The organism is Vibrio sp. 2CM40D, assembly GCF_023161825.1.
Taxonomy (GTDB): domain Bacteria; phylum Pseudomonadota; class Gammaproteobacteria; order Enterobacterales; family Vibrionaceae; genus Vibrio; species Vibrio alginolyticus.
In genome coordinates this window covers 17,662-30,050 of sequence record NZ_JALNTL010000016.1, presented here as the reverse complement: position 1 = coordinate 30,050, position 12,389 = coordinate 17,662, and the positions used below count along the sequence as shown (strand labels likewise).

Annotated in this window: 14 protein-coding genes; 3 read left to right on the top strand and 11 right to left on the bottom strand. The window is 44.1% G+C overall.

Going from position 1 to position 12,389, the window contains the following annotated elements:
* Positions 1-6: 6 nt before the first annotated feature.
* From MTF70_RS22660 to MTF70_RS22650, 3 genes are all read right to left on the bottom strand, one after another.
* Entirely contained in the window at positions 7-228 is a 222-nt protein-coding gene (locus MTF70_RS22660; RefSeq protein WP_005378711.1) for a YecH family metal-binding protein, read from the bottom strand.
* Between the two features lie 69 nt (positions 229-297).
* A complete protein-coding gene (locus tag MTF70_RS22655) occupies positions 298-918 on the bottom strand; it encodes a lysoplasmalogenase (protein ID WP_005389670.1) in 621 nt (206 codons plus the stop codon).
* Between the two features lie 1,081 nt (positions 919-1,999).
* Positions 2,000-2,368: a hypothetical protein gene (locus tag MTF70_RS22650; RefSeq protein WP_005378717.1), complete on the bottom strand. Its 369-nt coding sequence runs from the start codon at positions 2,366-2,368 to the stop codon at positions 2,000-2,002.
* A gap of 327 nt (positions 2,369-2,695) precedes the next feature.
* On the opposite strand from MTF70_RS22650, the gene MTF70_RS22645 reads away from it, so the two are divergent.
* The gene (locus tag MTF70_RS22645) at positions 2,696-3,025 is read left to right on the top strand and encodes a DUF2500 domain-containing protein (RefSeq protein ID WP_042523937.1); all 330 of its coding nucleotides are present in this window, start codon (positions 2,696-2,698) and stop codon (positions 3,023-3,025) included.
* Here MTF70_RS22645 and MTF70_RS22640 read toward each other — a convergent pair.
* The 7 genes from MTF70_RS22640 to rhtB form a co-directional block, all read right to left on the bottom strand.
* Entirely contained in the window at positions 3,022-4,035 is a 1,014-nt protein-coding gene (locus MTF70_RS22640; RefSeq protein ID WP_042523935.1) for an acyltransferase family protein, read from the bottom strand. The genes MTF70_RS22645 and MTF70_RS22640 overlap by 4 nt on opposite strands.
* A gap of 283 nt (positions 4,036-4,318) precedes the next feature.
* A complete protein-coding gene (gene arsJ, locus MTF70_RS22635) occupies positions 4,319-5,536 on the bottom strand; it encodes an organoarsenical effux MFS transporter ArsJ (protein WP_005383628.1) in 1,218 nt (405 codons plus the stop codon).
* A 254-nt stretch (positions 5,537-5,790) separates the two neighbouring features.
* Complete coding sequence (locus MTF70_RS22630; RefSeq protein WP_025768165.1) at positions 5,791-6,285, bottom strand: cyclin-dependent kinase inhibitor 3 family protein; 495 nt, start codon at positions 6,283-6,285, stop codon at positions 5,791-5,793.
* 12 nt (positions 6,286-6,297) lie between these two features.
* A complete protein-coding gene (locus MTF70_RS22625; protein ID WP_025768164.1) occupies positions 6,298-7,299 on the bottom strand; it encodes an ArsJ-associated glyceraldehyde-3-phosphate dehydrogenase in 1,002 nt (333 codons plus the stop codon).
* 42 nt (positions 7,300-7,341) lie between these two features.
* Entirely contained in the window at positions 7,342-7,677 is a 336-nt protein-coding gene (locus MTF70_RS22620; RefSeq protein ID WP_005378730.1) for a metalloregulator ArsR/SmtB family transcription factor, read from the bottom strand.
* Between the two features lie 154 nt (positions 7,678-7,831).
* A complete protein-coding gene (locus MTF70_RS22615) occupies positions 7,832-9,055 on the bottom strand; it encodes an EAL and HDOD domain-containing protein (RefSeq protein WP_005378731.1) in 1,224 nt (407 codons plus the stop codon).
* 24 nt (positions 9,056-9,079) lie between these two features.
* Positions 9,080-9,697 carry a homoserine/homoserine lactone efflux protein gene (rhtB, locus tag MTF70_RS22610; RefSeq protein ID WP_005378732.1) on the bottom strand — a complete coding sequence of 206 codons (618 nt, stop codon included), beginning with the start codon at positions 9,695-9,697 and terminating at the stop codon, positions 9,080-9,082.
* Positions 9,698-9,762: 65 nt separating this feature from the next.
* Between rhtB and MTF70_RS22605 the strand changes: the two genes are divergently transcribed.
* Positions 9,763-10,773 (top strand): alpha/beta fold hydrolase, encoded by a 1,011-nt coding sequence (locus MTF70_RS22605; RefSeq protein WP_005378733.1) that lies wholly within the window; start codon positions 9,763-9,765, stop codon positions 10,771-10,773.
* Between the two features lie 244 nt (positions 10,774-11,017).
* Positions 11,018-11,842 (top strand): Cof-type HAD-IIB family hydrolase, encoded by an 825-nt coding sequence (locus MTF70_RS22600; protein WP_017636084.1) that lies wholly within the window; start codon positions 11,018-11,020, stop codon positions 11,840-11,842.
* 50 nt (positions 11,843-11,892) lie between these two features.
* Here MTF70_RS22600 and MTF70_RS22595 read toward each other — a convergent pair whose 3' ends face one another.
* On the bottom strand, positions 11,893-12,363 hold the full coding sequence (locus MTF70_RS22595; RefSeq protein ID WP_005378735.1) for an EVE domain-containing protein: 471 nt from the start codon (positions 12,361-12,363) through the stop codon (positions 11,893-11,895).
* Positions 12,364-12,389 lie beyond the last annotated feature (26 nt).

The following is a 12,389-nucleotide window of genomic DNA, read 5'->3' as shown; positions in this document are numbered from 1 at the left end:
CGCCGTTTAGTGATTGCAAACTCGCGCCATATTGACCACAAACTTACCTTCAAGCTCACGAATTTTGTCGCGCTTGAGCAAAAATGCTAGTAATGCATCTAAGTCTAGATCATTCAGTTTACAGGTGTGAAAGCGAACGCTAGCACCAAAGTGCTGTGTGAGGGCTTCGCGATCCATTGGTGTTTCTCTAAGTAGGTTTAGCAGCTCGTGAGCATGGATTTCACTCATTATTGACTCCAGTTATTAAGAACAATGCGTTCAGTTTACTGAAATCCTCAAGAGCTGCTTTGACTTAAATTAGTAAATGATTGAGGCAACAATGAGGGCATGAGCAAAAAAGTAACTGCCACTCACCCACAAATAGGCGTGTTTCATCGGTTTTCGATAACCGTGTATCGCGTATGCCAGCGCCGAATAGATCAGAACTAAGGTTCCGCTAAAGCCGATAGCATTGGCGTAACTCGGCACTTGTAACCAAACTTCACCGGCAGCCCAAGCAAGTTGAACCAGCATCATCCCCATGATCACAACGGGGAATACCAGAGAGTCGAGTTGAGGTAGCAACAAAAAGAACGCTACGATACTCGCTGCAAGCAGCAGGGCCAACAGCCACCAGACAATCTCACCATTAAGCTGCACCCAAAATGACTTGCTGTAGCATACCTGGGCAACCAGATAAGCCGTAAAATAGATTAGCTTACGAGTTTTAAACGAGTGCAGCGTATCTGCCACCATAGACACAATAAGCCCACCCGCAATCCAGTAGGTATATGTTGCGGATGCACCTTGAGTTAACACCAACACAAGAAGAAGTAGCAGAGTAAAGATTTTAAACACGAGGGATTGTGTCGGGTTAGCTTGCTTTGCTCCCAACACGGAATACACACCTGATAGCCCTATCGCCAGCCAACTCCACATGCAGTATACACCTTTTACTTAAACTCGCCGCTAGTCTAGGTAGACCAGTTTTGATGTAAAGACACAATCTACGAAAGTTGGATCTCGCTAGCGATTCGAAACATTTTGTAACCCTCAGCCTACGTAATAATAAAGCCGATGAGCCTGAATGATGCCACTAAACATTGGGGCCAAGCTTTGCTCATCAGCCGAACCCATCAAATCACACGACACAATAACCAACGCTTTCTAAAACTATTTAACTGAAAAACAGATAAGTACTCCAGGTAAGCCGCCATTTCACAAACTGACGATTAAACCACCAGGATGTATGTAATGCAGGCAACAAGAATAAATAACAGACACAAAATAGAAAATAGTCTTAGTAGCGCTCTAAGAGAGGAGAAACCACTGATGACTAGGGGTAAAAACTAAGAAAACCGACCTTAATTCAGTAAAAAAAACATCAGACAAGAAAAGTAAGTCAATGATAAATAAAACCATAATTTCAATAACAGATAAAAGTGCGGACTTCATAAACCATAAAATCACTAAACACTTTTGAAGCCCATATTTTCTCATAAGGTAAGAAAATCTCACTCCATGCTTTCGATTTGACGATGCAACCTCATAGCACATTTTTTAATTTTCTCAATTTTTGAGAAATACAGACAAAATAAACACCCAACATACCATTCGAAACAAAAAACAATTACAAAGCCAACATCACAAACCATTTAACATTATAAAATCATACACTTAAAACAAAAAAGGATAGAAATAAAACAATGTGAACACTTTAAATACAGCACAAAAAACATAGTTTCATTAGTCAGAATCATGTAAAACCAGACAAGTTAAGTGTGGTTTTTGAAAAGATTAACGAGCATATGTTGATCAAACCCCAAAAACAGTGCTATATTAAATTCATCGAGTTCATCAAAGATTAAGGGGTAGTGTTATGATTTCATCTTCTCAAAAACAAGGGCTGGTTATGATTGCAGTGGTTGTGGGTTTAATGACACTGCCAATGATGTACTAACCCAATGATTTAAAATAAAAAAGGACGCAAATGCGTCCTTTTTTATTTATCTGTATAGCTCTACTGAATGTGCTTAGACAAAATATCCCAGTGCATATAGTAGAAACCAAGAGCGGCCAGCGTAATCAACGTCATTAGCAAAATTGCTGTACGCCAAATAAAGCGAGAGCTTCTTGGTGTCAGCTCTTTTTCACAAGCATCACATGCCGCCATAAAGCCTTTACGATCATCCAGCTTGTAATCGTCTTCGTGCACCACTTTGTTACGCACGGTTGCGATGAATCGAAGCTTTGCTATCACGTCATGCGGTAAACGTTCTTCACAACTATTAATAAGTTGGTGCAACCCTTTCCCTTCTGCATGGTACTGAGTACGCAAAAGTTTTTCGATCGTTCGGGTACGCATGACTACTTTTTCAATATCTGACATCGTAACCCTCCTTACCAGACCCTTCCTATGTTCATTATTTTTATTCTTCTATAAATTTAGAGCTTTTTCGAGCCGTTAAGTGCAATTTTACTTTCAATTTGTGCCCTTGAGCTCATATAGCCTAACAAGTGAAAGCCGCTTCGTTCAGCTTTAGTGACTTCGCTTGCAGATGAAGCGACGATTTCATCGTGCATCATTAAGATAAATCGTGAAGTGCGCCGAATAATCTCCATATCCCTTTCATTAGATTATGAATAAGTTACCTCAACTCATCGTTTCGTCAGCGAGTTCTGTAGAATGGGACCCGATAAAACATTGGAGGTTAATATGCCAATCTCACTTATTGTCGCCCTATTCGCCCTTATTGCCTTGGGCGCGTGGGTGTTTTTCCGTTTTTATAGTAAGCACTATGTGGGCGAAGACGCTCCAGAGCAAAGCGCGCAGGTAACGGTTTTAGATAAACAAGCGATAGACATACCAAACGCACCACCAGGTCAAGACGATCAAGAGTATTGGATTTACGTTCAACGTGGTTCTATCGGTCCAAAGCGTGAATTCCAAATTGGAGTGCATTACTACCATGCACTCAACCCTGGAGATAAGGGAACACTGACCTATCGCGGCAGCAAGTTCCTTCACTTCGCTATCAAACGTTAAGGCAGTAACCAACGAGTCTTGGCAGAACGAGAAAAGAGATAGCTCATCGCCAAGGCTCCAGCTCCACTTAGAACGATCCAGACTGGAATCACCCACGCAGGATGTCCTGTGTACCAACCGAACTCTTTCATCGGCCATAAGAAAATAGGGTGAAGTAAGTAAATCCCCAAGCTGTGCTGACTGATCACACTGACCACTTTTTGTACTTTTGGTGATAAGCCTTCACCAAAGTAACGCCCGATCATAAAAATCATCGAAGCCGCTAGAATCACATTCAGTGTTTTATAAGAGAGCCAGCGCCCAACCGTATACTTCTCCGCCTCTAAGCTATTTGTCACAACCATCGTAAAGGTCACTGCCAACGCCACGAGTCCTAGCCCAACAAATAAGGTCACCATAGAGCGATTCAAAGGTACCTTTTGAAATAAAACATACCCCAGTGGAAGGTAACCCATATAAAGCCACATCTGACTACTCCAAGGGCCATCAATCTTGAACAAGAACAGTGTGCTGGTGAAAAGCCAAAATGCGAGATAGGTATACAAGACGTTGTCATCCACGTTGCGTACCATCCATTGAAACAGCGGAATCACAAAATACAGTGGTATAAAGTAATAGAAAAAGCCGAGATGGTAATACGTTGCGTGGAATGGGCTATTGCTTAATACCTCTTTTACGGTTTCAAAATCAAAGCCTTGAGAAGTCCAACCTGAAAGGTATGCATAAAACATCGACCAAATAAGAAATGGAACTAAAACTTTGCCCAAACGCCTTTTGATATAATACTTACCGTCAAATGGTCGAGTGTCACTGAGCATTAGCGCTCCGGTGATCAAAATAAAAACTGGCACTGCCCAGCGGGTTACGCTATTCACGCCTACCGCTGTCAGCCATTGGTCAAATGGAATCACTCCTAACTCATTTCGATACGGTGCCAAGACGTGAATGGCGATCACTGCTACCGCTGCGAAGCAGCGCAATAAATCAAAAAACAGAACCCTTTCTCTCATACCTTTCCCTACTTTAAGTCGCTTATCGTTTATAGCATAGGGTAAATCTCAACTAGTGAAATGGTTAACAATCTGTTTTTGCTTATTTTTAACTCAACAATGACCTACAACGGGGATTTCATCACCACTCTAATCACTTAACGAGAACCAAAAACCAAGCATCAGTATTCACTCTCGATGCCAAACCGAAACAATCTGATTACAGCAAACGGCGCATAAGAAACAAAAATGGCTCCGATTTGGAGCCATTTATACCATCTACAGATAGCGATACTGGGGGTAGTTACGCAGTAGCAACATCAGCTTTTGGCAACTTAATTGAAATCAGCGTCGTCAGTGCCAAGAAAGCAAAAGAAACCCATAAGCACGCTGCGAGGCCTGCCTCTTGGTAGATCCAACCCGATAATACCGTGCCAATCAAACGTCCCATCGCATTGGCCATGTAGTAAAAACCGACATCCAACGAGACGCCATCGCCTTTAGCGTAGCTCACTATCAAGTACGAGTGCAGCGAAGAGTTAATGGCAAACACAGCGCCAAAAATCATCAAACCTACCACAATCACCAATTCAGGCTGCCAACCGATTTGCACACCATAAGCAATACCAGCCGTAATTAACGCTAGGATTCCTGCCCACACCAATGCTGCACTACCATCAGGCACACGACCTTGCGCTTTGCCAGTAATACGCGGCGCAAAGCCTTGCACAAACCCATAAGCAATGACCCACGCTGCGAGAAAGCTACCAACCCACAAGTGATCCCAGCCAAACACGCTACCAAGATAAATAGGCAGAGCAACGACAAACCACACATCACGAGCACCAAACAAGAACATGCGTGCTGCGGATAAAATGTTTATCGATTCAGACTTGGAGAATATTTGGCGAAACTTAGGTTTACTCTTTGCTTTACCCATGTCCGCTTCTAGCCAGATCATGCTGCAAACAAACACTAATGTAAGTACACCCGCCATAATAAACATCGAGTTTTGAAAACCCACCCAAGACAGCAGCAAGCCACCAACAAAAAAGCCCGCTCCTTTGAGTGCATTCTTCGAGCCAGTCAAAATCGCTACCCATTTGTAGAGCGCACCTTGCTGTTCGTCTGGTACTAGCGTTTTAATCGCGCTCTTAGCACTCATTTTGTTCAGATCTTTGGCAATCCCCGACAGAGCTTGCGCTGCCATCACCCAAGGAATGGTCAGCCATGCATTTGGTACTGCGAGCATCAGCAACGCAAACACTTGCATCGCTAAACCAATGTTCATGGTTTTATTTAGGCCTAACCTTGCGCCCAACCAACCACCAACCAGGTTTGTCACCACACCAAAAAATTCATAGAAAAGAAACAGTGAGGCAATAGCTAACGTGGAATAACCTAAGTCATGAAAATAGAGCACCACCAGCATACGCAGTGCGCCATCGGTCACCGTAAAGTTCCAATAGTTAAACGTCACTAACATGTACTGACGAATACTTTTGCTTAATTGAGAAATCATATTGACCTCATATGTACAGCGATAGAAGCATTTAGATCATCATGTTCTAAATACTTCCTAACCTGTACAGCAACATTGACCAATACAATGTTGCTGTGATTTTCAAAAAATGCCCCAACATCAATAAAAAGCAAAATACACCTTAAAAACAATGCATTAGTTAATATTAATGGCTTTTCTTGTAAACAGTCGTATCCTGAAGAAGCTCGAATTTAGCTTTTGGATCATAACGAACCAAAAGCTATTTAAGCTGATCAAGCGTCTTGAGCCACGCGTTCGATGTACTCAACTTGCACAGGTTTTGTAAATGCACCAGGGCGCAATGCCTGCACTTCTCGCACGATATCTTCTAACTGCCATTCCTTTTCTAGGAGTAGGTGAGCAGCGAACAAACCTGTGCGCCCCGAACCACCCATACAATGCATCGCAACTTTGCCACCTTGAGCAAGAATCGCGTGCAGTTCCGGACTGGCTTGTTGCCACTTCGTCGCAAATTCTTCATTTGGTGCGCAGTCGTCTTCAATCTCGATCTGGAACCATTTCATACCCAGTTGCTGAGTGGCTTCACCCAATGCAGAGACATTCTTCGCGGCTAATTCACTATCATCTAATGCAGTAACGACCGCTTGAACACCCTGCTCTTTCAACTGTTCTAACGACGTATGCAAATCGACACCTTTCGTTCCTGGGCACGGTGTTAAGATTAAAGCACCGGAGTCCAAATCTAATTGCCATGTAGGATGAGACATTGTGACCCCCTTTTAAGCCAAACCAACGTTACGAACCAGCTCTGCTGTGCGCGTTGCATAACCCATTTCGTTATCGTACCAAGCGTAAATCTTAACCATACGAGAACCCACAACCATGGTTGATTGCGCATCAACGATGGTTGAACGTTGGTCGCCTTTATAATCGATAGAAACTAAAGGACGCTCTTCGAAGCCAAGGATGCCTTTCAAATCACCTTCAGATGCTTCTTTTAACAGTGCATTCACTTCTTCTGCTGTGGTATCACGCTTCACATCAAAAATGATGTCTGTTAACGATGCGTTTGCTAGAGGTACGCGAACCGCATGACCATTAATTTTGTCTTTTAATTCTGGGAAAATTTCGACAATCGCCTTCGCGCTACCCGTCGTAGTCGGGATAAGGCTCATGCCGCATGCTCTTGCACGGCGTAGATCTTTGTGTGGCGCATCTAAAATAGTTTGCGTATTCGTCAGGTCGTGAATGGTCGTAAAAGAAGATTGTTCGATACCCAATTTCTCATGAATGACTTTAACCACAGGTGCGATACAGTTAGTCGTACACGAAGCTGCTGTCACGATACGATGTTTTTCAGGGTCGAAAATATGGTCGTTCACGCCCACCACAATGTTCGCGATACCTTCTTCTTTCACAGGTGCGCTTACCACGACACGTTTCACGCCTTGCTCTAGGTATTTATTTAGGAATGATGTTTTGCGATGTACGCCTGTCGCTTCAATCACAACATCACAATCAGACCAGTTCACCGCATCGATATCGCGTTGTTGAGTCGTGGCGACACGCTTGCCGTTGATGACGAGCTCACTGCCTTCGACCTGAACTCCATGATGCCAACGACCTTGCACTGAATCGAATTCTAATAAGTGACCAAGCGTAGCTGCGTCACCTGCGACATCGTTGATTAACACAAACTCCAATTCTGGCCAATCAAATGCCGCTCGCAGCGCTAAGCGACCAATTCGGCCAAAGCCATTAAGTCCTACTTTAATTGTCATAGTTTTACCCTCTAATCTTCTACCTTGAATCTCTATTCGCTGTTAACAGCAAGCCTCACGACTTTTATCGTGTAAGCGTGTGATGTCGTCTTGGTATTCCTGCTTCAAACAGTTTGATGCCACTAAGTCTTCAATTAACTTTCGCATCCAACCTGGTAATTGCTGTGATAACTCGTAATACACCCATTGCCCTTGGCGTTTATCCACCAAGATGCCACTGGATCGTAACTGAGCAAGATGACGAGAAACTTTCGGCTGGCTCTCTTGTAGAGCAAACGCCAAATCGCCAACGCAAGTTTCACCTTCACGGGCCACGAGCATTAAACAACGTACGCGTGTTTCATCGGATAACAGCTTAAAAAACTGATGTGGAAGCATAATGAACATACCTATATATGGATATGCGTATATGTTTATTTAATTAAGATATATCGTCAAGAGGAAACCGTCCATCGTCATAAAAGTTTCACATCTAACGAACAGCTTGATTGTAAAGAGAGAGATTCAAAGAGATAAAAGATAAGACAAGAAATTATGCAGTCGCGATGCTTTGACTCCAGCGAGCCGCTTCACCTAAGGAGAGCTTCACTTCCTCTAAAGGCAACCCCAATTGCATCGTGATTTTTTCAACCCCTGACCAATCGGCACGCTCGTAGCACTCTTCGAGGGAAATAAGTGCACCATAAACCCCTTTGCGATGTAATAGCGCTTGTTGTACTGAATGACTAAGCGGTAACTGCCTAACTAAAGATTCCACCGAAAGATCCAGCAGCGCATCTAGAATCGACAGCAAACCAACCATGAAACCTTGCTCGTTGAGGTGAGAGAATGGCTGATAGCGCGACATCAATTGGCAAAATTGAGCTCGTTGCAATGAAAGGTGATACAGCTCTCGAGGCTTGTTACTGGAGATATACGATGCCACAACCAAAGAGACAAACTGCTTAAGGTTATCCTGGCCAAGATAAATCAATGCCTGACGAAAAGAGCTGATTTCGACAGCCAAATTCGGCGCTTGCGTATTTACAAAACGCAATAATTTATATGACAACGCGACATCTTGCGTAATGATGGACTCGATACGAGTAAAGTCAGGCTCAGGAGCACAAACTTCACGAAACAGTTGCAATGCCAACACTTGCTCAGGACTGACGTATTTAGTCTGCGAGACGAGTGGCTTGCTAAAAAAATAACCTTGGAAAAATTTAAAGCCAGCCGCTTTCGCTTGCTCAAACTCTTCTGCAGTTTCAACACGTTCTGCTAAAAAGTGGTATTTGACGCGTTTGGCCAGGTGTGTTTTGACCAGTTCACAGGCCTTTTCGAGCCCCATCGCCATAATGTCGAGCTTCACAATATGCACATATGGCAAAAAACGACGCCATTCTGGTGTTAGGGTGAAGTCATCCAAAGCGATCAAGTAACCTTCTCGATAAAACTCACGAATCGCATCAAGAAGCTCATCCGTAGGTTGGCACGTTTCCAACACTTCGATGACAATTTTGTTTTTCGGCAAACTGCGCGGCAAACGTCGCACCAAGCTTTGATGAGGAAAGTTAATAAAGCATCTTGAAGAGGCAATCACTGGGTTAGTACCCAGTGATAGGAAGTTTTCGACGATCAGTCGGTATGTCGCTCGATTTGAATCAATATGTGAAGGGTATGCGTTACTCTCCCCGTCTCGAAACAACAATTCATAACCCAGCGTCTGTCTTTTTCGGTTAAAGATCGGCTGGCGAGCGACATACGTTGTATTCATGCTAAAGAAGGACCTATAAATGGCTTATGACTTTGCAGCTGCTAATAATGCACCACAACCCATGAACATTGAACCGAATACTTTGTTTATTTTTCCCATGATTTTATCGGAGCGAATAAAGCGTCCCATTTGTGCTGCCAAGCTCGTGTAACCCAACATTACACACGCATCAATCACGACCGTAGTGACGCCAAGCACCAACAGTTGCGTGATTTGGTCTTTTGCCGGGTCAATAAACTGCGGGAACAACGCCACCAGAAAAACAATCGATTTAGGGTTGGTGAGGTTAATCAACACTGCCTTGTACAACAGCGCCGTGCCTGACATCTCGTTGTGGTTTTCAGCTGCGACTAAGCTTGATGTATCGCGCCATTTCTGAATCCCCAACCAAACCAGATAAGCGGCACCAACCCATTTAATGACAGAAAATGCGGTTGCTGACTGCGCGACAAGCGCACCAATACCCGCCCCCACCAGCGCGATGTGGATAACTAAACCAATTTGTAAGCCAATAATGGCACCCAGTGATTTACGGGTACCGTAACTCAAACCATTACTGATTGAGTTCACCGTGCCAGAGCCCGGCGCCAAACTAAAAACGATTGCTGTTACTACATAAGCTAACCAGACATGGGTATCCATTGCATTTCCTCACTAATTCTTCGATGATACATCGCGTAAACAACGTATCTTCAGGTAATCAACTAATGGCGACTAACCATTCACCTTTGACTTATACTCAAGAGACATTATTTGAGCAAGCAATTGGTGGTCCGATCGCAGCACTTTGGCAAACTCGCCAAGAGGGCTTTGTTAAAGGGACTGAGAAAAAGAACATTTACTGGTGCAAGCTAACCAACCCAGAGCATAAAAAAGCCGTGCTCATCGTAAATGGACGCATTGAGTCTTCCTGGAAATACCAAGAGCTGTTTTACGATCTCTACCGCCAAGGTTTCGATGTCTATTCCTTTGACCACCGCGGTCAAGGTTTATCAGATCGTTTATTATCTGACTCAGATATGGGTCACGTCTATGACTTTACTGATTATATTGATGATATGGACATCGTCGTAAAAAAACACGACCTTAGCGAATATCAACAATGCTTCATCATCGCGCACTCTATGGGCGGCGCGATAGCCACACGTTACCTGCAAACTCACCCAGAACACCCTTTTACTGGTTTGATTCTAAGTGCGCCCATGTTTGGCATTAACCTGCCATGGTACCTATCACCAATAGCGATTCCGGTCACACAAATTATGTCAGCGGTATCGACTTTGCCACGCTATGCACCAGGACATCAGGCCTACTTCCCTAAGCCCTTTGAAGATAACCCACTTAGCCAAAGTTACGGCCGCTACCAATGGTTCCGAAACCTATATACGGAAAAACCGGAACTGCAAGTCGGTGGGCCAAGCACTCGCTGGGTTTGGCAAGGGCTCATGGCCGCTAAGCAGTGCTTTTTATTAACTCGCCAAGTCAAAATACCAGTAATCCTAATCCAAGCCGGAAACGATCGGATTGTTAGCAACCTCGCGCAAAAGCGTTTTATTGATAAATTGCGGAAAACCAACCCGCACGCGGAGCTGCTTTCCATCGAAGGCGCACAGCATGAAATCTTATTCGAGACCGACAAGTATCGTAATCAAGCGCTCGATGCGATTTTCCGCTTTATGAATGACCCTAAATCGCCATCAAACGAACAAGCACAATAAGAACTCTAGGCGACCATTTCACGACTAAGATTAAAGAGGAAATGTCTACACATCGATTTACCCTCTTTTTCATCCTCATTTTGGCGTACACTGCTTGAACTTGGCTACTTTGACACTGTGTTTAACCGCATAGTGCTACGGGCCCAAGTTCCCCCGCATTCGGAGCAGTACGATCTAGTCAGTCTGCTGTACTCCGTTTGCAATTCACCTGTTCCACACTATCCAAACCGTTTACGAGGACTTCATGAGCACATCGCTACCTTGCAAAGAGATCACCAAAATCGTTGCCTCTGATCTGGATGGCACGTTACTCGCACCAAACCATCAGCTCAGTGCTTACTCAAAAGAGACGCTAAAAGCGCTGCATGAAAAGGGTTATACCTTTGTCTTTGCAACCGGCCGTCACCACGTAGACGTTGCGAGCATCCGTCGCCAAGTTGGCATTCCAGCTTATATGATCACGTCGAATGGTGCCCGAGTGCATGACCAGGAAGATCAGCTAATGTACAGCGAGAATGTCCCTGCGGAACTGGTACAAGGCGTGATCGACACGATCAAACATGATCAAGAAATACTTATTCACATGTATCAAAATGATAGCTGGTTGATGAACAAGGATGATGAAACGTTACGTGACTTCCACGATGAATTCACTTACGTCTTATTTGATGAAGACCACGCCCCAACTGACGGTATTGCGAAAGTTTTCTTTACTCATCCAGGAGAAGACCACGAACGTTTGGTCGTATTTGAAAACAAACTACGTGAGCAGTTTGGTGATAAGCTGAACATCGCATTTTCAACGCCTTGGTGTTTGGAAGTAATGAGCGCTGGCGTGTCTAAAGGTCATGCTCTTGAAGCGGTAGCGAAAAAACTCGACCTCACGTTAGAAAACTGCGTAGCATTTGGTGATGGCATGAATGACGTAGAAATGCTGTCGATGGCAGGTAAAGGGCTAGTTATGGGTACATCACACGAAAAAGTGATGAAAGCTCTACCAAATAATGAAGTAATTGGCAGCAATGCAGAAGATGCGGTTGCACACTACCTACAAGAACACTTGCTGTAAGCTTCAATACTCCAAATAATGAAGGGCTGCACATTCGCAGCCCTTTTCTTTTATCGCTGACTTGGCAGCTTCTCTTTGCCAAGAATCGCGTCCCATTCTTCTTCTGTCACGGGCATAATCGACAAGCGATTTCCACGTTTCACCAACGGCATGTTCTCAAGTTCTGGCATCGCTTTCATCACCGACAACGGAATCACTCGCGCCGTTTTACGTACAAACTCGACATCCACCATAATCCAACGCGGGTTGTCTGGGTCTGACTTTGGATCGTAATAATCGCTTTCGGGATCGAATTGGAAATGATCGGGATAGGCTTCTCTCACAACTTTAGCAATACCTGCCACGCCAACATGTTTACAAGAAGAGTGGTAAATCAGGACTAAATCGCCCACCTTCACTTGGTCACGCATCATATTGCGCGCCTGATAATTACGAACTCCCTCCCAACATGAAACCTTTTGGGTTCGAAGCGTGTCAATAGAAAAGGTATCTGGTTCAGTTTTAAATAACCAATATGCCATAATGCCATCCGATGCCGATTGAGTAA